The 19,429-nt window shown below is 66.0% G+C and carries 18 protein-coding genes; 10 read left to right on the forward strand and 8 right to left on the reverse strand.

Annotated elements, in window-relative coordinates; translation table 11 throughout:
• Positions 1–15: 15 nt before the first annotated feature.
• From RJT68_RS08540 to srp19, 3 genes are all read right to left on the reverse strand, one after another.
• Positions 16–1,095, reverse strand: a complete 1,080-nt coding sequence (locus RJT68_RS08540; RefSeq protein WP_407039937.1) for a presenilin family intramembrane aspartyl protease PSH — start codon at positions 1,093–1,095, stop codon at positions 16–18.
• A 219-nt stretch (positions 1,096–1,314) separates the two neighbouring features.
• The gene (locus tag RJT68_RS08545) at positions 1,315–1,569 is read right to left on the reverse strand and encodes an H/ACA ribonucleoprotein complex subunit GAR1 (RefSeq protein WP_407039938.1); all 255 of its coding nucleotides are present in this window, start codon (positions 1,567–1,569) and stop codon (positions 1,315–1,317) included.
• Positions 1,570–1,571: 2 nt separating this feature from the next.
• On the reverse strand, positions 1,572–1,853 hold the full coding sequence (gene srp19 / locus RJT68_RS08550; RefSeq protein WP_407039939.1) for a signal recognition particle subunit SRP19: 282 nt from the start codon (positions 1,851–1,853) through the stop codon (positions 1,572–1,574).
• A gap of 96 nt (positions 1,854–1,949) precedes the next feature.
• Here srp19 and RJT68_RS08555 point away from each other — a divergent pair, with 96 nt between their 5' ends.
• The 3 genes from RJT68_RS08555 to RJT68_RS08565 all read left to right on the forward strand — a co-directional run bounded on the left by RJT68_RS08555 (position 1,950) and on the right by RJT68_RS08565 (position 5,283).
• Entirely contained in the window at positions 1,950–2,312 is a 363-nt protein-coding gene (locus tag RJT68_RS08555; RefSeq protein ID WP_407039940.1) for a hypothetical protein, read from the forward strand.
• 241 nt (positions 2,313–2,553) lie between these two features.
• Positions 2,554–4,440 carry a Glu-tRNA(Gln) amidotransferase subunit GatE gene (gene gatE / locus RJT68_RS08560; RefSeq protein WP_407039941.1) on the forward strand — a complete coding sequence of 629 codons (1,887 nt, stop codon included), beginning with the start codon at positions 2,554–2,556 and terminating at the stop codon, positions 4,438–4,440.
• A 189-nt stretch (positions 4,441–4,629) separates the two neighbouring features.
• Complete coding sequence (locus tag RJT68_RS08565) at positions 4,630–5,283, forward strand: HTH domain-containing protein (RefSeq protein WP_407039942.1); 654 nt, start codon at positions 4,630–4,632, stop codon at positions 5,281–5,283.
• Between the two features lie 83 nt (positions 5,284–5,366).
• Here the strand turns inward: RJT68_RS08565 and RJT68_RS08570 are convergent, their stop codons facing one another.
• The gene (locus tag RJT68_RS08570) at positions 5,367–6,422 is read right to left on the reverse strand and encodes a hypothetical protein (RefSeq protein WP_407039943.1); all 1,056 of its coding nucleotides are present in this window, start codon (positions 6,420–6,422) and stop codon (positions 5,367–5,369) included.
• Positions 6,423–6,508: 86 nt separating this feature from the next.
• Positions 6,509–7,381 carry an RNA methyltransferase gene (locus tag RJT68_RS08575; protein WP_407039944.1) on the reverse strand — a complete coding sequence of 291 codons (873 nt, stop codon included), beginning with the start codon at positions 7,379–7,381 and terminating at the stop codon, positions 6,509–6,511.
• Between the two features lie 755 nt (positions 7,382–8,136).
• On the opposite strand from RJT68_RS08575, the gene RJT68_RS08580 reads away from it, so the two are divergent.
• From RJT68_RS08580 to RJT68_RS08610, 7 genes are all read left to right on the forward strand, one after another.
• Positions 8,137–9,375 (forward strand): Cdc6/Cdc18 family protein, encoded by a 1,239-nt coding sequence (locus RJT68_RS08580; RefSeq protein WP_407039945.1) that lies wholly within the window; start codon positions 8,137–8,139, stop codon positions 9,373–9,375.
• 101 nt (positions 9,376–9,476) lie between these two features.
• Entirely contained in the window at positions 9,477–9,998 is a 522-nt protein-coding gene (locus RJT68_RS08585) for a hypothetical protein (protein ID WP_407039946.1), read from the forward strand.
• A gap of 91 nt (positions 9,999–10,089) precedes the next feature.
• Positions 10,090–11,283, forward strand: a complete 1,194-nt coding sequence (folP, locus tag RJT68_RS08590) for a dihydropteroate synthase (RefSeq protein ID WP_407039947.1) — start codon at positions 10,090–10,092, stop codon at positions 11,281–11,283.
• Positions 11,284–11,606: 323 nt separating this feature from the next.
• Positions 11,607–12,308 (forward strand): 6-hydroxymethylpterin diphosphokinase MptE-like protein, encoded by a 702-nt coding sequence (locus RJT68_RS08595; RefSeq protein WP_407039948.1) that lies wholly within the window; start codon positions 11,607–11,609, stop codon positions 12,306–12,308.
• A gap of 177 nt (positions 12,309–12,485) precedes the next feature.
• Positions 12,486–14,243: an ABC transporter substrate-binding protein gene (locus tag RJT68_RS08600; protein WP_407039949.1), complete on the forward strand. Its 1,758-nt coding sequence runs from the start codon at positions 12,486–12,488 to the stop codon at positions 14,241–14,243.
• 113 nt (positions 14,244–14,356) lie between these two features.
• Positions 14,357–15,232 carry a phosphatase PAP2 family protein gene (locus RJT68_RS08605; protein ID WP_407039950.1) on the forward strand — a complete coding sequence of 292 codons (876 nt, stop codon included), beginning with the start codon at positions 14,357–14,359 and terminating at the stop codon, positions 15,230–15,232.
• 184 nt (positions 15,233–15,416) lie between these two features.
• Positions 15,417–15,731 carry a HalOD1 output domain-containing protein gene (locus RJT68_RS08610; protein ID WP_407039951.1) on the forward strand — a complete coding sequence of 105 codons (315 nt, stop codon included), beginning with the start codon at positions 15,417–15,419 and terminating at the stop codon, positions 15,729–15,731.
• A 13-nt stretch (positions 15,732–15,744) separates the two neighbouring features.
• Here RJT68_RS08610 and RJT68_RS08615 read toward each other — a convergent pair whose 3' ends face one another.
• The 3 genes from RJT68_RS08615 to RJT68_RS08625 form a co-directional block, all read right to left on the reverse strand.
• Positions 15,745–16,713, reverse strand: a complete 969-nt coding sequence (locus RJT68_RS08615) for a sugar phosphate isomerase/epimerase family protein (RefSeq protein ID WP_407039952.1) — start codon at positions 16,711–16,713, stop codon at positions 15,745–15,747.
• Positions 16,714–16,805: 92 nt separating this feature from the next.
• Positions 16,806–17,879, reverse strand: a complete 1,074-nt coding sequence (locus RJT68_RS08620; RefSeq protein ID WP_407039953.1) for a Gfo/Idh/MocA family protein — start codon at positions 17,877–17,879, stop codon at positions 16,806–16,808.
• Between the two features lie 356 nt (positions 17,880–18,235).
• Entirely contained in the window at positions 18,236–19,429 is a 1,194-nt protein-coding gene (locus RJT68_RS08625) for an ABC transporter ATP-binding protein (RefSeq protein WP_407039954.1), read from the reverse strand.

The following is a 19,429-nucleotide window of genomic DNA, read 5'->3' on the forward strand; positions in this document are numbered from 1 at the left end:
TCGGTCGATCCGTTTTCACAACCCGAGCGCCGTCAGGAGCGGGAGGCCGCTCGCGAGGGCGCCGAGCAGGTAGCCGGTGATCGCACCGCCGTTGAGCAGCGGCAGTCCCGCGTGGGGTCGCCCCTGCAGGACCATGTACATGAGCACCAGCAGGCCGGTGATCGTTCCGACGATCGCACCCAGCGCGGGGACGTTGACCGCGAGCACTGGCACGTCGAGCGTCCCGACCTCGAGGAACGATGCCGCGCTGGCGACGAGGATCGTCGGGATGACGGCGTCCCCCAGCCCGATGAAGAGGGCGTCCCGCTCGAGCGCGGCGTCGGGTTCGCCGGCGGGGTCGTCGGGTTCGTCGCGTTCGGTCGACGGGTCGTCGGATTCGCGGCCCTCGCCGGCGAGGGCATCGGAGTCGTCGGCCGTCGCGTTCCCGCCGTCTTCAACCGGGGTCGCTTCGCTCGACTTCTCGTCCTCGAGGACGCCATCCGTGCTATCGGACGCGAGGTAGGAGTACGAGAGCGTCGTCGGGACGACGAGGACGACGGGAATTCGCAGGTCCATCACGCCCTCGGCGAGGTCCAGCATGTGTTCGGTCTTGTAGACGCTGATGGCGTCGTAGACGGCCAGGACGCTGAGAAAGATGATCGCGGGGAGCAGGCCGAAACTGATCCCGAAGAGGCCGGCGGCCCCGGCCCCCATCAACACGCCGGCGCCGTCGATGACGTACCACTCGGGGTAGAGTAGCAGTGCCGCGCCGACGGCCACCGCGGCGAGGGCGGCGAGGACGTTGACGGAACCGACGGTGACCGCGGGCGGGAGCAGTTCCAGAAAGACGAACCAGGCGAGCATCGTGCTGACCCCGATGATCAGCGCCCGGATGAACCACTGGGCGTCGTACTTGAACGCCGCGAGCATCACCCCGGTCGCGGCGAGGATCACGACGAAGTAGATCGCGCTGTTTACGGGGTCGTCCGGGTTCTCGACCGCCTGTCGGTCCGAGGCGTCGAACGGTTCGACGAGGGCGAGGGCGCCCAACTGCACGCCGAGAAACAACAGCACCGTCAGCGCGACGGCGGCGAAAATGCGGGTTCGATCGGTCATCGTAACCGCGTTTACACCCGGTCGTCTTGGGGCTTTCCTCTCGCTCGAGGTCCAGTTCGCGGCCGTCGCTCGGGTTCGTTATCGGTCGTCCGCCGGAGTCGCTCCCCGACCGTTGGTGGTCAGGGCTACTACAAGGACTGCGACCGTAGGACCGGACGGTGAACGACGGGCACCTCGTTCGGAATGAACCGGTGGTCCTGGGGTACTGCGGTCGGGTTTCTATCGTGCGTACAGCGTCGACCCGACGAGCGACGGGAGGTGCACGCCGTGGTCCGTCGTGACCGCGAGGTAGGGGCGATCCACGGGTCCGAAGACGTCGACCACGCGGCCGACCCCCTCGAGGGAGTCGTCGAGCACCATCGTCCCGATCTCGTTGCGGAGGGTTCCCTCGTCGGGGTCGTCGTCGCCGGGGTCGTCCGTTCGCAGGATCGCGAGCCCCTGTGCGGTCCGGACGACGCGTCCTACCCGGCGCACCGTCACTCGCGCATCGCGGCGACGTACGCCGCGACGGCCTGGACGAGGTCGTTTTTCGTCGAGTCCTCCGCGCCGCGAACGACGACGCGGCCGCGATCTACCCATGACTCTCTCGAGTAGGCTTTGTCGCGTTCGACGACGGCGTCGTAGCCGATCTGTTGGACGGCTTTGGCGATCTCGTCGACGGTCGGGTCTTCGACGGCGAGGTCCTCGGGAACGCGCCGCCCCTCCGACCTGGAGAGGCGCGAATCGAGGTAGGCGGGCCAGATGACGTTCTCGACCATACGAACCCCTGCGAAGGCCGTCGAGTAAACGCTTTTCAAAACGTTGTGTCGGTGTCGGGTCGAACTACGACTCTCCGCTCGGCCGCCCGCTGGTCCGTGTTCGTCGACGGGTCACCAGCGATCCCACCGCTCACCCGTGACGCGACCGACGTGACCGTTCGAGCGGGGCCCGTCGAGATTCCCGTCGGTACCGGAAACAGAGACGTCCTCGAGACGGTCGCCGATCACGATCGGCCTGTCGTCGTGGAGGCGCGCCCGTTCTCCGAGCGCAACCACGTCGGTTCCGACGTCGAGTCGATGTACGCCTCGTTCCGCGAGCGCGCGTTCGACGCGTCGCCCGACGGGATCGACGATGCGGTCTGCGACGCCCTCTCGGGAAGCGGGCCGTCCGACCGCGACTCGCGGTCCGGTCGAACCGGCGAACGAGACCGGCCGGGCGAACCCGCGCGTTTCGAGTGAAACTTCCGGTGTTCGAGGCGCTACCTCTCCGAATAATAATTTCACACTGACACATAATTCGGCCCGAAATCGATCGAATACATTGCATATCGCTATATGAATGTCCGGTAGTTTCGGCGACGGAATGGAGACGAGGGCTCTGGGTACCGCTCGAGATCGGTTCCCGTCGGCGGTGTTCGAACCGGCCCGATCGACGTCGGACTGAACGGTTTTTTACCCCTCCGTCCCCGAACTCACGCCAATGAGCGCGAACGAGGAGGCTGCCGAGTTCGATTACGAGGACCTCGGTCTCGTCGCCGGCCTGGAGATCCACCAGCAACTCGACACGGCGACGAAGCTGTTCTGTACCTGTCCGACCGAGCTTCGGGAGCCCGAAGCGTCGACGCGTCGATTCACTCGCTACCTCCACCCCACCCGGAGCGAACTCGGCGAACTCGACCAGGCCGCCGTCGAGGAGAGCGTGGTCGACCGCGAGTTCGAGTACCTCGCGTACGACACCACCTGCCTCGTCGAGGAGGACGACGAACCGCCCCACGAACTCGACGAAGAAGCCCTCGAGACCGCCCTCGAGATCGCCCAGCTGATGGACATGGAGGCCGTCGATCAGGCCCACGTCATGCGAAAGATCGTCGTGGACGGCTCGAACACGTCGGGCTTCCAGCGGACGACCCTGGTGGCCACCGACGGCGAGATCGAGACGAGTGTGGGTCCGGTTGGGATCGAGGACCTCCTGCTCGAGGAGGAGAGCGCCCAGCGCGTCGAAGAGACGGATCGAGGGGTCACGTACAGCCTCGACCGCCTCGGAATCCCGCTCGTCGAAATCGGGACGAGTCCGGACATTCGGTCCCCCGAGCAGGCGCGCGAGGCGGCCGAACGAATCGGGATGCTCCTGCGATCGACGGGAAAGGTCAAGCGGGGGCTCGGAACGATCCGCCAGGACGTCAACGTCTCGATCGAGGAGGGCGCGCGCGTCGAAATCAAGGGCGTCCAGAGCCTCGACGACATCGACGACATCGTCCGGAACGAGGTCGCCCGACAGGCCGAACTCGTCGAAATCGCGGCTGAGTTGCGCGGGCGGGAAGCGTCCGTCGGCGAACCGCAGGACGTCTCCGAAGTGTTCGCGGAGACCGAAAGCGGGGTCATCGGCGGTGCGCTCACCGCCGGCGGCTCCGTCAGCGCCGTCCCCCTCTACGGGTTCGACGGACTCGTCGGTCGCGAAATCGCGCCCGACCGCCGGCTCGGGACGGAGTTTTCGGACCACGCCAAGCGCCACGGCGCCGGCGGGATCTTCCACACCGACGAACTCCCCGCCTACGGCGTCACCGAAGAGGAGGTCGAGGCGCTGCGCGATGCGGTCGGTGCGGGACCCGACGACGCCGTCGCCATCGTCGCCGCCGAGACGAACGTCGCCGAGTCGGCCATCGAAGCCGTCGCCGATCGGGCGCGAACCGCCCTCGAGGGTGTCCCCGAGGAGACCCGCGGCGCGAACGAGGACGGGACGACCCGCTACCTGCGTCCGCTGCCCGGCGCGGCGCGAATGTACCCGGAAACGGACGTGCCGCCGGTCGAACCCGATCCGAGCGACGTCCCCGAACCCGAGTTGCTCACCGAGAAGGTCGACCGGTACCGGGCCGAGTACGGACTCGACGAAGGGCTGGCGCGGCAGGTGGCCTACGGCGCGAACATGCCCCTGTTCGAGGACGTCGTCGCCGACGGCATCGATCCGACGCTCGCCGCGACGACGCTCGAGTCCACCCTGACCGAACTCCGACGCGACGATGTGCCGGTCGAGAACCTCGCACGCGAGAACCTGGAGGAGGTGTTCGCGATGGCCGACGGCGGCGACCTCGCGCGCGAGGGGATTCCGGACCTGCTGACGGCGCTGGCCGAGAATCCGGCGCAGTCGGCCGAGGAAGCGGCCGAAGCGGCTGGCCTCGGCACGGTCGACGAGGTCGAGGTCCGCGATGCGGTCGTGGAGGTCGTCGAGCGCAACGAGGAACAGGTCGAGTCCGAGGGGATGCAGGCGTTCTCCGGCCTCATGGGCGAGTGCATGGGCGTCCTGCGCGGAAAGGCAGACGGCGACCTCGTCAGTCAACTGCTCCGCGAGGAGATCCAGAAGCGATCCTAGCGCGGTCCGATCGGGGCGATAAGAACCGATTCCGACACGTTACGAGGAGTGGTAGACCCTCGAGACTCGGCCCCGCACTGGTCGTCGACGAAGTAGGTGGGTCGGGGCCGAGGGTGTCGAATTCGGACTCGTGCGCATTCTTACGCTAGCGCAAACGCTTATCAGTGCAGACGTTGCCCGTTTCTATTGATGACGGATAGTACACAGAATCAACGAGGAACCGACGTCACGGCAGTCTGTCACGTCAGGGCGCCGTTGCTGCTCGAACCGATCGACAGACAGATCGAGACGCTCCGGTCGTGCGAGGCGGAGGGAACTATCGACGACCTCCTGCTACGGAGCTGGCCCAAGGAGGTCACAATTTCGGCGTCGAGTCCGTATCAGGAGGTCCTCGAGTCGGTCGACCGCTTCGACGACTGGGCCGAGCGTCGCGGAGTGGCCGTTCGGCCGCCGTTCCGCGAGCGGACGACGACCTCGCAAGTGACCGGCGAGACGAAGGACCTGCTCGTCACGCCGATGATCTGCCTCGAGGTGTACGTCGACGACGAACTGCTCGGCGTCTTCCCTCACACGGATCCGGCGGCCGAGGAGACGCACACCGTCGAGGAGGCCATCGCAACGCTCCGAACCGGCGAACTACCGACGCCCCTGTCCAAGGTGCGAAGCGTCGAGCCGGATCGATCGACCACCTGTCCGGATTGCGGCGGCGAATTGATCGACGGGCAGGGGCTGTACGCCTGTTCGGACTGCGGGTGGCTCGGAACGAAGACCCCCGACGGACGCTACGTGGCCCAACGGGCGGACGCCTTCGAGGAAGACGCCGAGCACACGATCGTCCGGTGACGCCTCACGTCACCGTCTCTTCCGCGATCTTCTCCCGGTAGTTTCGATTCTTCGACCGCGTCCTACGATCCCTCGACCACCTCCTACGATCCTTCGACCACGTCCCCTTCGTACTCGGCTTCGACGCGAACCGCCGCGCCGTCGGTGAGCAGATCGACGGAATCCGCCTGGGAGCCGAGTCGCGACTCGAGTCGATCGGCGTCGACCGCGGCTTCGTCGTCGTACGAGACGACCGTTTCCGCGTGCGCACCGCCGTCGTCCGCCATCGAGAGGTGCTGGTGTACCCCCCGCGCGCCTTCGAACGCCGAGAAGTCGAAGGTGAGCGCTTCGGTTCCCTCGTCGGGTTGTTCCGACTCGAGATCGGCGGTGGGGAGCGCCTCCGTTTCGGCGTAGTAGCAGAGGGCGATGCCGTCGCCGGTTCCGGCCCGGAGGAGCCACTCGAAGTCCACGTCGGTCGCGTGTTTCGGCTCGGTGTCACCCGCGTCTGCCCGAACGATGCCCTCGACCGCGTCCCTGGGATCGAACGTCGGCGCCGACTCGTCCGGCGAGGCGAACGCGAACACAGAAGGCGTGACGCCTACGCTGTCGCCTGTCTCCTCGTCGACGAACACCGAGAAATCGTCGCCCTCTGCCGCCGACGCGTATCCGGCCGTCTCGAGGTCGGCCTCCGCTCCGTCGACGTCGAACGAACCGTAGAGGACGTTCACCCCCTCGACGAGCAACACGTGGCCCTCGTCCGACGACGTCTCGTCGTTATCGGCGAACGCGTCGTACGCGGGAAGCCGACCGAGCCGCGAGAAGAGCTGGAACGTGATGAGAAACGCGACCGGATTTCGGACGAGCGGATCCTCGGGGTTCTCACCGGCCTCGTGGTCGCCCCTGCTCGAGGCGATGGTGGAGAGGGCCTCGAGGTCGATCGCGCCGAAGAAGTACTCCTCGCTCTCGGTTTCGGCGAGGACGGAGGCGTACGCCGGCAGATCGCCGGTCTCGATCGACGCGTCGGCGTCCGAATCGGCTTTCGAGTCGGCACCCTCGTCTCCGTTCGATCCGCCGTCGGAGGTCGGGTCGGAACACCCCGCGAGCGCGGTTAGTCCGGAACTCGCCAGGGCCAGCGCCGTTCGCCTGTCCATCTCGATCATTTACCGACCCTGGCCGCCGACGAACGATGAGTGTAGCGGCCACGTATCACGGCGCTCACCAGATGGTCGGTCGCAGTCGGCGGAATTCACCGTTGATCGGGATCGGGATCCGACCGGTCCGGGCGTTCCGTTGCTCGGCGGAGCAATCCGAGAAACGTGTTGGCCTCTCGCTCCGTGAGGTGTGCGCGTCCGTACACCCGTCGGAGCATCCGCATCGTCTTCTCGCGCTTCTCCTCCGGGTGGTTGAGTTCCTCGAGGAGGTCTGCCCACTGGTCGTAGAGCCGGTCGAGCAGCGGTTCCGGCGCTCGGACGCGTTCGACGTCGGGGAGTTGCGTCTCCCCCTCGCTCAGGGCCAGATCCCGGAGTTCGTAGAGCGTGATCGTCGCCGCCTGGCCGAGGTTCAAGACGGGGTACTCGGCGTTCGCTGGAATCGAACAGATCTCGTCGATCCTCGACAGTTCCTCGTTCGTGAGTCCGACGCGTTCGCGACCGAAGACGAGGGCGGTGGGCGCTTCGACCGTCGGTAGTCGGTCGGCGAGTTCGGCGGGGGTCGAAAACGGGAATCGGACGTGTCTGTGGTCGCCCTCGTTGGTCGTCGCCGTGCAACCGATCGTGTGGTAGTTTTCGACCAGGTGGTCGAACGAGACCTCGGTGGCGTTCGGAAGGACGTCTTCGCGCGCGTGACCGGCGAACCCGTAGGCCTCCCCGTCCGGGTCGAGTTCCGGCGGGTCGACGAGCAGGAGGTCCTCGAAGCCGAAGTTTTTCATCGCGCGAGCGATGGTCCCCACGTTTCCGGGCGTCCGAGCGTCGACGACGGCGACGGCTGGCGGCGTTCGACGCTCGTGGACGGACGCGCCCGAATCCTCGAGGTCGTCGTTCGGCTTCCCAGCTTCGTCGACGGTCGCCCCGACGTCCGTACCTCCATCGGCATTCGATTCGGCGTCGCCCTCGTCGGTCATTGACCGTTCTAGGGGATACGGACCCGTCGTCTCTTTCGATTCGGATCGGTTCGTCATCCCGTTTCTCGGGCCACTATCAACGGTTCGTTCTCTTCACACTCTTCACGCTCTCCACGCTCTCCACGCTCTTTCTCTCTTCCTTTCTCGAATAGAGTAAAGTACACTAGGATAATCATCAATAAGAATTATATAGAAGAATCTAGGAGAAGAACCTAGTAACAAGTCCACTATTGATACTAGGAGGGACGGACACCACTGTCGCGTTTGTAACGACTTCTAGTGGGGAGGTCCATTCTCGCCACACACCTCCGTCGCGGATGTAAATTATGTCCGTAGATGGATGGACGGTAGAGAAAATAGCCGATCGTCTCGGCCACCCCACCCATTTTGGCGTTACATCCGCGACGGGGGTGTGGGCCCCGCGTGTTCTCCCGCGTCGGCGACACGGGTCCTTCGTTGATTCACCTCGAGTTCGAGCGAGGCGTCCCGAGTTGGTGATATGTGTTTCGAGGAGCGAATCGACCGAAGTCGGTCGATTCGTCCACGATCTCCTCCCTCGCCGGTTACATCCGCGACGGGGGTGTCCGTCTCCGCAGGGTTCCGAAACGCCGCTAGAAACGCGATGGCGGTGTCCTCGAGCGGCCTTACTAAAACTTGTCTATTCGGGGCGTGCGGCGGTTCTATCCGACGATTTACACGCGCGATCGACCTCCACAGGTTTATTTTCCTCCGGTGGGAACGGTCACGACGTCCCAATGTCCGCCCACGACGATCGTGATCCACTCTTTCGGTACGACGATCCGGTGTTCGCCGACGAGCGGTTGCTCGAGATCACCCACCTCCCCGGCCCCCAGCGGATCGTCGGCCGCGACGAACAGATGCAGCGCGTGGCCGACGCGTTGAACCCGGCGATCTTCGGCAGCGAACCCAACCACCTCTTTATCTTCGGGAAGACTGGAACCGGCAAGTCCCTCATCTCGCGGTCCGTCACCCAGCGCGTGATCTCCGAGGCCGAGCGCGACGACGTCACCGTGAAGTACGCCTTCATCGACTGCGGCGAACAGAACACGGAGGCTTCTATCGTGAAGACGATCGCCCAGATCGTCAACGAACCCCAGCGCAGCGGCGTCTCGATCCCCGACCGCGGTCTGGGAACCGGCGACTACTACAAACGGCTCTGGCGGGCCATCGACCACTGCACCGACGTCACGATCGTCATTTTGGACGAGATCGATATGCTCGAGGACGACGAGGTCCTCCGAAAGCTCTCCCGGGCGGGCGAGAATCGGCGGATCTCCACCTCGAGCATCGGCATCATCGGCATCTCGAACAAGATCGACTTTCCGGATCACCTCTCCGAGCGGGTCAAGTCGAGCCTCTCACGGGACGAACTCGTCTTCCCGCCGTACGACGCGAACCAGCTAATCGAAATCCTCGAGAAGCGCCGCGACGCCTTCCACGACGGCGTGCTCGACGACGACGTGATCCCGCTCACGTCGGCGCTGGCGGCTCAGGAACACGGCGACGCGCGCAAGGCGATCGACATCCTGCGCAACGCGGGCCGCCTCGCGAAGAAGCGAACCGACGTGCGGGTGACGGCCGAACACGTCCGCGACGCCAAGGAGAAGACCGAGGCGGACCGATTCAACGAGTTGATCGAGGGCTCCCCCCAGCAGGCGAAGGCGATCCTCTACTCGCTTACCCTCCTGACCGAGAACAGCAGCGCCGAGGAGTTCCCGACGAAGATCATCTACAACCAGTACAAGGAGATCGCCCGTCGGCTCGACTTCGACGTCCTCTCCGAGCGCCGGGTTCAGGAGATCCTCCAGGAGCAGAACTTCCTCAACGTCATCCAGTCGGAGCGCGAGGGTCGCGGACGCGGGCGCGGCGCGCACGCGAAGCATCGCCTCCTCGAGAACCCCTCCATCGTGAAGAAGGTGCTCCTTCGGGACTCGAGGCTGTCAATTCTGGCGGACGGGGAAGACGACGTCTGATTCGGCGGATCCGTTTGCCTCGCCCCCCGGAGGAGGCTGTAGCCGTCCCTGGTTCGAGACCGTGGCACTATTCGGTCCGGTGGGTCGTACGACCGACAGTGATGACCGCGAACGCGAACGACGATCCCCCGTCGGCCGAGGGGATCCCCCCGAAACTGGCCGAAGCGCTCGCCCTACAGGACGCGGAGACCCTCCTGCGCGTCTCGGAGTACGCGGGCGAACTGGCCGTCTGGCGGGAGCGAACCGGGGTCGACGTTTCGGGTACAGCGGGGTACCCGCTCGAGAACGATCCCGAACCGGCGATCGACGACGACGGTGACGATTCAAACCGAGAGGTCGATGGCGCACGCGAGTTCGAGACCGCCCTCGAACGCGAGGCCGAGACCGCCTGCGAACGCGGATCAGAGACCGCTCGCGAACGCGAGGCCGAGACCGAACTCGAGGCCGTCGACGTGGCCGCACGTGAGCGCGCCGACGAAAGCGGTGACCGGTTCCCGACGGACGTCCCGCCCTCCGCGACCGAGACCGTCGACGAGATCGGCGGAACCGAGTACCGGTACTACCAGTGGCGTGAGGGTGACGAGATCAAGTCGAAGACGGTGAAACGACGGGTGCACGAGTAGCGAACGCAGACGGTGCGCGAACGCGAGGCCGTCGCGTCGACAACCTCGCCGGAATCGCGGCGCATTTTTGTCTCGCCTCCTCAGTCGGGGTATGGACAGCGTCGACGCGGCCGGATTGGGTATCGGCGACGAGTACCCGCCGCGAATCATGGGCGTGCTGAACGTCAGCGAGGAGTCCCCCTACGATCCGAGCGTCTACGACGACCCCGGCGAGGCCGCCGCCTACGTCGACGAGGCACTCGTCGGCGAGGGCGCGGACATCGTCGATATCGGCCTCGAGTCGGCGAACAAGCGCTTCGACGTCCTCTCCGCCGAGGAGGAACTCGAGCGACTCCACGTCGCGCTCGAGACGATCGAGAGCGTCTCCGGCGACGCCGTGTTCTCCATCGAAACGAGGTACGCCGAGGTCGCGGACGAGGCCCTCTCGAAGGGGTTCGATATGGTCAACGACGTCTGCGGGTTCGCCGACCCGTCGATGCCGGCGGTTTGCGAGGACCACGACGCCGCCGTGGTCAAGATGGCGAGTCCGCCGGACCTCGAGCGACCGGGTGCGGTCGAAGAGACCGATTGGGCGGCCCGGAAGGCTCCCGAGTGGGCCGAGCGCGCGGACTACGTCGACACGGTCTACGAGGCCCTGAAGCAGAACGGACTCACAGACAAGACGATCGTCGATCCGGCCTTCGGCGGCTGGAGCGGGGCCAAGACGCTGGCGGACGACCGCGAGACGTTCCGGCGACTCCGCGAGTTCCGCGCGCTCGGCAGGCCGATGCTGGTCTCGATCAACCGGAAGAACTTCCTCGGAGAGATCGCCGGCCGGGAGACCGCGGAGCGCCTGCCGGTGAGCCTCGCGGCGACCTCGATGGCGGTCGAACGCGGCGCACACGTGATCCGAACGCACGACGTCGCGGAGACCCGGGACGCCGCGCTGATCGGCGACGCGTTCGCCGACCGTGCGACCGTCGAAACGGAGGAGTTCTCCGTCTCGCGGATCGACGTTCGGTCCCCCAGGGAACTTCGGGCCAACCTTCGCGAACGCGGACTCGATCCCGACCTGGCCGGCGAGTGGTCGACCCAGGTGCTCGAGGTCGACGGGCTGGACCCCGAGGAACGAAACCGGCTGACCGCGATCGCCACCGATCGTGGCGCCGACGTGTCTCCGATCGATGCGGATCGCTTGTTGCTACTCGGAACGACCGCCGCCGTTTCCACCGTTGTGCGGCGTATCGGGGACGAATCCGGCGCACTGGGTCGGCTCGGTAAGGACATCGCGGCGCTCCTACAGTAAGAGAAAGCTTATGCCGGAGGCTTCGAAAGAAGGGAGTGGACGCCGGGCGGCCTCCCGGGTAGGGGTACTTTGGAGGCGACTCCCGGCCCACAACACGGAATTATTGTGACGTCACGACACCAGTGACGACTCGAGCCCTGACAGTGACGGCTGAGCCCTGACAGTGACAACTCGAGCCGCGACGGTGATGGTTCGAGTTCCGTCGGTGTCAGTTCGAGTCCCGACGGTATCGACGCGGGTTCCGACGTCGTCGACCGTCAGGACGAGATCGAAACCGCGTTCGTACTGGAGCGACGAGTACCGGGCGTGCGAGAGGGTAACTGATGATACGGTACGAGGAGTGGGAACCCGTTTACGAGGCGATCCTCGCGGATTTCGGCTTCGATCGGTCGGCCGACGAAGCGGCGCGCGACGTCCTGGCGTCGCTGACCGGTCCCTTCGATCTTCGATCGCTCTCACACGTTCGGGGTGTGACCGTGGCGGTCGCCGGCGCCGCACCGTCGCTCGAGTCGGCGGACTGCCTCGAGCGTGCTCGGCGCGCCGACGTCGTGATCGCGGCGTCGACGGCGGTCGACGTGCTCGAGGACGAGAGCGTCGAGGTCGACTGCATGGTGACGGACCTCGACAAGAATCCGGAGACGGTCCGGAGACTGACCGAACGCGGAACGCCGGTCGCGGTCCACGCCCACGGCGACAACGTGCCGGCCGTTCGGTCGGTCGTCCCCGACTGCGTCGACGAGTATGTCCTCCCTAAGACGCAGGCGGAACCGCGGGGTCCGGTCGAAAACTTCGGCGGGTTCACGGACGGCGACCGGGCCGCGTTCCTCGCGGATCACCTCGGCGCGGAATCGCTGACGTTCGTCGGGTGGGAGTTCGACGATCCGTCTGTCGGCCCGATCAAGGCGAAGAAACTCGAGTGGGCCGAGCGCCTCCTCCACTGGCTCGAGCGACGCCGTGACGAGCGCTTCGACGTGCTCGACGGTCGACGCGACGCCCTCGAGACGGACGCGTTGCCGATCGAATAACGGTCCGTCGCGGAAGCGCCCATCACAGAAGCGCCCGTCGCGGGCGCCCCAGTCGCCGGAGCCTCCGTCGTCGGTCTCCGTCGCCCGCGCTCACTCGCGTCCGATCCGTCGGGCGATCGCTCGAGGATCCCACCTCGGAAGCAAGCCCTATATCCGGCCGGTTCGAATTCCTTCGACATGAACGACGCCGGGTCGTCGGGTCCCCGAAGACGATTCCTCGCCGGAGTCGCCGGTCTCTCCTCGCTCTCCCTCGCAGGCTGTACCGATCTCGTCTGGTCACGAACGGAGGAGCCCTCTCCGGATCGGATCTCGCTGACGATCAAGACGGTCCCCACGGACGACGACGTTATCGCCCCGCAGATCGCGAGCCAGCTTCGGGAGAACCTGAAAGCGGCGGGAATCGACGTGGAACAGGACACGGTCGCCGAGCCGGAGCTCTACCGAGAGATACTCATGGAGGGCGAGTACGACGTGTTCATCGCCAAACATCCGGGGATCGGCGAGATCGACGGACTCCGCGGGTTGTTGTACCACGAGTACATCAGCGAACCCGGGTGGCAGAACCCGTTCGCTTTCGCCGACGTCACCGCGAACGAACTCCTCGAATCGCAGCTGGAGACGGACGGCGACGAACGGAAGACGGCCGTTCGGGACCTGATCGAGCACCTCGAACGGACGGCGCCGTACACCTGCGTGGCGTTTTCGAACCACCTGGGCGGGGTCAGGGACGGTATCGACCGGCAGACCCCTCCCACTCGGCCGGTCGACTACGTCGACCTGCTGGCGTCGAACGCGGAGTCGCTCGACGGCCCGCTTCGGGTCGGCCTGTTCGGCGAGGGCGTTACCGACCGATTAAATCCGCTCGTCGTCGACGCCGCGTCGGTCTTGCCACCCGTGGAATTGCTGTACGACCCACTGGCTCGGCGGATCGGTGACGAGTACGTCCCCTGGCTCGCCGAGGAGATCGACTGGGGGGAGCGAAGCGGCGATCTGTCGGCCACGGTCACGCTCCGACCCGGGGTAACCTGGCACGACGACGAACCGCTCGACGCGTTTGACGTCGAGTTCACGTACCGATTCGTCGAAGATACGTCCCTCGACGAGGCCGACACGGCGATTCCGACGCCGCGATACCGCGACCTCCAGACGCTCGTCGCGACTGCCGACCCCGTCGACTCGCGGACGATTCAGTTCACGTTTCGAGCCGGGTCGAGGGCCGCCGCCCGTCGGGCGTTTACGATCCCCGTGCTTCCGGAACACGTCTGGAAGTCCCGGTCCGAACTCGTCGGCGAGTACCAGACGGCGGCGCTGACCGACGCGAACGACGAGCCGATCGGCTCCGGACCGTTCTCGTTCGGCGAGGTCGTCGAAGACGAACTGATCGAACTCGAGGCGTTCGACGACCACGTCATCCGCGACCCGGAAACCGATCGACCCGCTGCGCTGTCGGCTCCCCCGGACGGCGTCGGCATCGAGTTTCGAGTCTTCTACGAAGCGGGGGAGATGATCGACGCCCTCGAGGAGGGCGAGATCGACGTCACGGGGACGTCGGTACCGCCGGAGGTGGCGACGTCGATCCGGGACCGCGACGGCGTGTCGATGACGGTCGCGTCGACCGACTCGTTTTACCTGATCGGCTACAACGTCGAGCACCCCCAACTCGGCAATCCGTGGTTCCGGAGTGTCGTCTCGCGGCTGGTCGACCGGGAGTTCGTCGTCTCCGAGTTCTGTCGGGGGTACGGCGAACCGGCGTCGTCGACCGGCGAACTCCTCGGGATTCGAAGCGGCGATTGGGGTTCCCCGGTCGACGACCCGTCCACCGTTGTCGAGTTCCCGGGGTCGAACGGCGAGATCGACGTCGATCGCGGTCGGTCACTGTTCGAAGCGGAGACGAAGTACCGCTACGGCGACGACGGTACCCTCCGAAGCCGATGAGCGACGCGATCGGAACGAGACCGCCGCGAGTGGAGCGCGGCGGAGGATGGGGCGTGACGACCCACGGTATCAGAGCAGTGGTTTAAATTACCGTTCGTGCGTAGAGCCCACTCGTGACGCTGGCACCCGTATTCGTCGATCTCGCCCTGGCCGTTTGCGCGATGGTGACGTGTGCGGTCCTCCTGATCGTCGGGCCCGGCCGGCTCGTCGCGGCAGTTCGCGATTACCGGTGGCGCATTCGGGCGATCGTGGCTCCGATCGCGGTCCTCGTTTTGATCCTCTTTCTCCGCGGAGCGACCAAAGACCTCGTGCCAATCCTCTCGTGGCGCATCGTCGGAATACGCGTCACACAGCACATCTTCGACCTCGAGCGAGTGATATTCGGCGAGAACCCCGTGGCGATCCTCCAGTCGTTTCAGACGCCGGAACTCACGTCGTACTTCGTGTTCACCTACATCTACGGCTACGCGTTCCTCCTGCTCTTCCCGTTCGTGGCGTACTTCGCGCTGGACCGAATGGACGAACTCAGGGCGTTACTTCTGGCGTACACCACGAACTACGGCGTCGGCCTCGTGCTGTACGTCCTCCTCGTCGCCTACGGGCCCCGGAACTTCGATCCGACCCTGTTCGACGCGGTTCTCTACGACGCCTATCCGCAGGCCCGGAATCTCACGAACTCGGTGAACCAGAACGTCAACGTCTTTCCGTCGCTGCACACCTCGCTCGCGATGACCACCCTCTGTTTCGCCTGGCACACCCGCGAGAAGTACCCGCTGTGGCTCCCCGTCGCCGCCGTCCTCGCGATCAGCGTCGTCGTCTCCACGATGTACCTCGGTATCCACTGGCTCTCCGACGCCGTCGCCGGCACCGTCCTCGCCCTCTGTAGCACCTACGTCGGCGTCAACTACACCGTCGAGGAGATCGCCGCCTCGGTCCGGACCTTCGTTCGCAGTCGACTCGAGAACGGGCTGTCGCCGCGACGAGAGTGACCGCGGCGTTCTCGGGGCGAATCGACGTTGCACCCCGTCGACCCGTCGCGATCTATCGGTCGACGAACGGCGTCGGGGTGGATCGCCGCTCGAACCAGTGAGTCGCCCCGGAGTCCGTCGGACCCGGTCCCGGCGGGGAGGAACTCCCGGTATCCTTATGCGAGACGTTATCGAACGCTGATCTATGTGCCCTCCGGACGAGGCGAGGACCGACGAAGGCGTGGACCCAAGTCACGCGGTGATCGCTGCCGTGGCCGACGCGGACGGCGTCGACGTGACGGACGTCGAACCGCCACGCTACGATCCGCTGTACGCGGTCGTCGATCCGGACGCGCTCGACGCGCTGTTCGGCAACGGTATCGCGGAATCGGCTGAAGCCGACGACACTCGCGTCGCGTTCGAGTACGCCGGCTACGAGGTCCACGTCACGGCGGACGGGGTCGACCTGTACGAGGGGCCGCGAGACGGCGACCCGCTCGGGCGAACGGTCGGCGAGTGACGGGCGGGCGCGATCACTCCGCCCAGTAGGCGTCGCCGGGTTGGTCCTGGAAGATCGCCCGCTGGAGGAGTTCGATCGCCTTGTCCAGTCCTTCGCGGGAACTCGTTAGCGAGTCTTCGTGTTCGATGGAGAGCGTCCCGTCGTAACCGACCATTCGCAGCGTCGAGACGACGTCCTTCCAGTGGGACTCGTCGTGGCCGTACCCCACGGACCGAAACAGCCAGGAGCGGTTCGGTTCGTCGTCGTACGGCGTCGTGTCGAGGACCCCCTTCTCCCGCGCTTGCGGCTCGTAGATGCGGGTGTCCTTGGCGTGGACGTGGTGGATGGCGTTCCGTTCGCCCAGCAGGCGGATCGCGTCCGTGACCGAGATCCCCTGCCAGTAGAGGTGGGAGGGGTCGAAGTTGGCGCCGATGCGCTCGTTCGTCTCAGCGCGCAGTCGGAGCAACCCGCGTGGCTCGTAGACGAGCATGTTGGGGTGCATCTCGATGGCGACGTCGACCCCGTGGTCCGCGGCGTGATCCGCGATTCCCGACCAGTACTCGAGCGCGCGGTCCCACTGGTACTCGAGGGCTTCGGCGTGTTCGGGCGGCCAGGGCGCGGTGATCCAGTTCGGGTACTCGTCGTTCGGCCCGCCCCCCGGGAGGCCGGAGAAACAGGTGACCGCGTCCACCTCGAGTTGGCCCGCCAGCCGGATCGCCTCGCGGAGTTCCTCGTCCGACCGGCTGGCCCGCTCCTCGTCGGGATGCAGCGGGTTATTGTGGGTCGCGAGCGCGCTGATCTCCATCTCGTAGGTCTCGAGGAGTTCGTGGAGTTCGGCCTGGGCGTCCTCGTCGTCGAGGTACTCCTCGCGGACGAGGTGGTCCTGGCCGGGGTGGCCGCCGACGCCGGGCTCGATCGCCCCGACGCCGCGCTCGTTCAGGTAGTTGAGCGCTCCCTCGAGCGATTCGTCCGCGAGCGGTGGGGTGTGTACGCCGATCTGCATACCGTGGGTCACCACGTCGGCCGGGATAAAACGGGGGGCGTCGCCGTGGCCGCTGTCGCGCCGATCGGTCCGTCCGACTGCGGGTCGACGGGTCACCCCCGTACGGAGACCGTCTGACTCTCCTCGCTGGAGCGGTAGATCGCGTCGATCACTCGCTGGACGCTCAGGGCCTCTTCGATGCTCTCTCCCACCCCCATGCCGTTGTCGGTGACGATCGCGTCGAAGAAGCGTCGCTGTTCTTCGGTGTGGGTGTCGTTCTGGCGCGTTTCGATCGACGTGTTCTCGAGGTGGTGGGGGCCGACCGTGTTCGCCGAGTAGAAGGCGAGGTCGCTCTCGAGGAGGTCGAACCGGGCGGCGGAGTCGGTGCCGCGGGCGACGAACTCGTGGGTCGTCGGCCGGTTGGTCGCCCAGGCGACGTCGAGGGAGATCGACCGGTCGCCCGCACAGCGGATGAACGCCGTCGACGAGTCGTCGACGTCGAACGAACCTGGCCCCGCGTCGTCGCCCCACATCTCGATGTAGGCGTAGTCCTCGCGCGTGCCGAACTCCGATCGGGTGATCCCGCTGACCTCCTCGACGGCCGGGTAATCGAGGAGGTAGAGCGCCAGATCGATGGCGTGAACGCCGAGGTCGATGAGCGCGCCGCCGCCGGCGATCGAGCGCCTGGTGAACCACGATCCGCGCCCGGGGATGCCCCGTCGCCGGACGTAGTTCGCCTCGAGGTGGGTGACCTCGCCGAGGTCGCCGCGCTCGATCCGGTTTTTCACGATTTGGACGGTGTTCGAGAAGCGGTAGTTGAAGCCGACCATGCTGACGCCGTCGGAGTTCCTGGCGGCGTCGGAGATCCGCTCGGCGCTCTCGAGCGTGTGGGCGAGGGGCTTCTCGAGGAGGACGTCGAGGTCGCGCTCGAAGGCGTCGACGGCGTACTCCTCGTGGTACTTGTTGGGGGTCGTGATGATGACGGCGTCGACCTCGTCGTACAGTTTTTCGTGATCTTCGTAGACGTCGACGCCGTAGCGCTGGGTGAAGCGTCTCCGCGCCTCGGGGGCGACGTCCATGCCGCCGACCAGCGGCACCCCGAGTTCCATGAGGCGTTCGGCGTGGTACTGGCCGATGTTCCCGAGGCCGACGATGCCGGTTCTGACGTCGGTTCGATCTCTGGTCATCGGGCCTGGGCGAAGGTGGGGGTGGTGAGAGGGCGGTTTCGTGCCTGTACTCGAACTCTGCGCTCGTGGTCCGTCGTCACGAGGATTCTATCCGTCACTTCGGACTCGAGTGCCTTTGCTCCGTCGCCAAACCGCGCTCGCAGAGAGTTGGAGTGGAGTGGACGCGGAACTCGCATCGACCCGAGGGCGGGGCGGACGAGTCGGCTCGATCTCATCAGTCGCTACGCCTCCCTACGCACCCTCGTAATCGACTCGGCGGGCGTTCGCGCCCGTGCCAGTCGATTACTCACGTCGGGGCGGAGTTCGTCGCGCCGAAGCGGACGAACGGCCGAGATCAGCCGTCGGTGGGGATGGCGTCAGCTGTCGGCCTCGGTCACCTGCTGTCCGCTGTCGGGTTCGGGCTTCTCGATGTCGACGATGCCGTCGGCGAGCGCCTCGCCCGTCTCGGTGTCGAACAGGTGGACGTTCGCCTTGTCGAAGACCACGTCGAGATCCTGTCCCTCGGCGATGTCGGTGTCCGGCGTGACGCTCATCAGTAACTGGTCCGGCGACGAGGCGGCGTCCCGGTCCATCGACCGTTCCCCTCCCTCAGAGAGCAAGAGGTAGACGAAGATCTCGTCGCCCATCGGCTCGAGGACGTCGCTGCGGGCGTCGATCCGACGGCTCGGCTGGGTGAGCGAGTCTTCGTACCGCGACAGGTGGACGTCCTCCGGGCGGACCCCGAGCGTGACGTCGTCGCCGACGGTCGCGCTGGGAACGTCCGCGGGATCGAGCGCGACGGTGAAGTTGCGCGTCTCGAAGCCATCCTCGATCAAGGTTCCCTCGAAGAAGTTCATCGAGGGCGAGCCGATGAAGCCGGCGACGAACAGGTTCGCAGGCTCGTTGTAGCACTCGAGCGGCGGGGCGATCTGTTGGAGTCGCCCCTCGTTCAGCACCGCGATCCGGTCGGACATGGTCATCGCCTCGGCCTGGTCGTGGGTGACGTAGATGATCGTCGTGTCGAGTTCGCGGTGCAGGCGCTGGAGTTCGGTGCGCATGTGGACCCGGAGCTTCGCGTCCAGGTTCGCCAGGGGCTCGTCCATCAGGAAGACGTCCGGGTTGCGGACGATCGCGCGTGCGATCGCGACCCGCTGGCGCTGCCCGCCGGACATCTCGTCGGGCATCCGGTCGAGCATCCCCTCGAGCTGGACGATGTCGGCGGCCCGTTCGACCCGACGTTCGACCTCCTCGTCTTCGTACTTGCGCAGGCGAAGCCCGAAGGAGATGTTCTCGTAGACGTCCATGTGGGGGAACAGCGCGATGTTCTGGAAGACCATCGCGACGCCCCGATCCTTCGGTGCGAGGTTCGTGACCTCACGGTCGCCGATGTACACCTTCCCCTCGGTCGGTTTCGTGAGGCCCGCGACGGTCTCCATCGTCGTCGACTTGCCGCACCCGGACGGGCCGACGAGGCAGACGAACTCCCCGTCTTCGATCTCGAAGTTTATGTCGTCGACCGCGGTGACGTCCTCGTAGCGTTTCGTGACGTGTTCGAGCGTAACTCGTGCCAT

The organism is Halovalidus salilacus (genome assembly GCF_031852275.1).
GTDB lineage: Archaea > Halobacteriota > Halobacteria > Halobacteriales > Natrialbaceae > Halovalidus > Halovalidus salilacus.

What these genes read in the sequence shown, in the direction of transcription:
- RJT68_RS08540 (WP_407039937.1), bottom strand. Translation starts at nt 1,095, where the DNA reads ATGACCGATCGAACCCGCATTTTCGCCGCCGTCGCGCTGACGGTGCTG.
- srp19 (WP_407039939.1), bottom strand. Translation starts at nt 1,853, where the DNA reads ATGGTCGAGAACGTCATCTGGCCCGCCTACCTCGATTCGCGCCTCTCC.
- gatE (WP_407039941.1), top strand. Translation starts at nt 2,554, where the DNA reads ATGAGCGCGAACGAGGAGGCTGCCGAGTTCGATTACGAGGACCTCGGT.
- RJT68_RS08565 (WP_407039942.1), top strand. Translation starts at nt 4,630, where the DNA reads ATGACGGATAGTACACAGAATCAACGAGGAACCGACGTCACGGCAGTC.
- RJT68_RS08570 (WP_407039943.1), bottom strand. Translation starts at nt 6,422, where the DNA reads ATGATCGAGATGGACAGGCGAACGGCGCTGGCCCTGGCGAGTTCCGGA.
- RJT68_RS08575 (WP_407039944.1), bottom strand. Translation starts at nt 7,381, where the DNA reads ATGACCGACGAGGGCGACGCCGAATCGAATGCCGATGGAGGTACGGAC.
- RJT68_RS08580 (WP_407039945.1), top strand. Translation starts at nt 8,137, where the DNA reads ATGTCCGCCCACGACGATCGTGATCCACTCTTTCGGTACGACGATCCG.
- RJT68_RS08585 (WP_407039946.1), top strand. Translation starts at nt 9,477, where the DNA reads ATGACCGCGAACGCGAACGACGATCCCCCGTCGGCCGAGGGGATCCCC.
- folP (WP_407039947.1), top strand. Translation starts at nt 10,090, where the DNA reads ATGGACAGCGTCGACGCGGCCGGATTGGGTATCGGCGACGAGTACCCG.
- RJT68_RS08595 (WP_407039948.1), top strand. Translation starts at nt 11,607, where the DNA reads ATGATACGGTACGAGGAGTGGGAACCCGTTTACGAGGCGATCCTCGCG.
- RJT68_RS08600 (WP_407039949.1), top strand. Translation starts at nt 12,486, where the DNA reads ATGAACGACGCCGGGTCGTCGGGTCCCCGAAGACGATTCCTCGCCGGA.
- RJT68_RS08610 (WP_407039951.1), top strand. Translation starts at nt 15,417, where the DNA reads ATGTGCCCTCCGGACGAGGCGAGGACCGACGAAGGCGTGGACCCAAGT.
- RJT68_RS08615 (WP_407039952.1), bottom strand. Translation starts at nt 16,713, where the DNA reads ATGCAGATCGGCGTACACACCCCACCGCTCGCGGACGAATCGCTCGAG.
- RJT68_RS08620 (WP_407039953.1), bottom strand. Translation starts at nt 17,879, where the DNA reads ATGACCAGAGATCGAACCGACGTCAGAACCGGCATCGTCGGCCTCGGG.
- RJT68_RS08625 (WP_407039954.1), bottom strand. Translation starts at nt 19,429, where the DNA reads ATGGCACGAGTTACGCTCGAACACGTCACGAAACGCTACGAGGACGTC.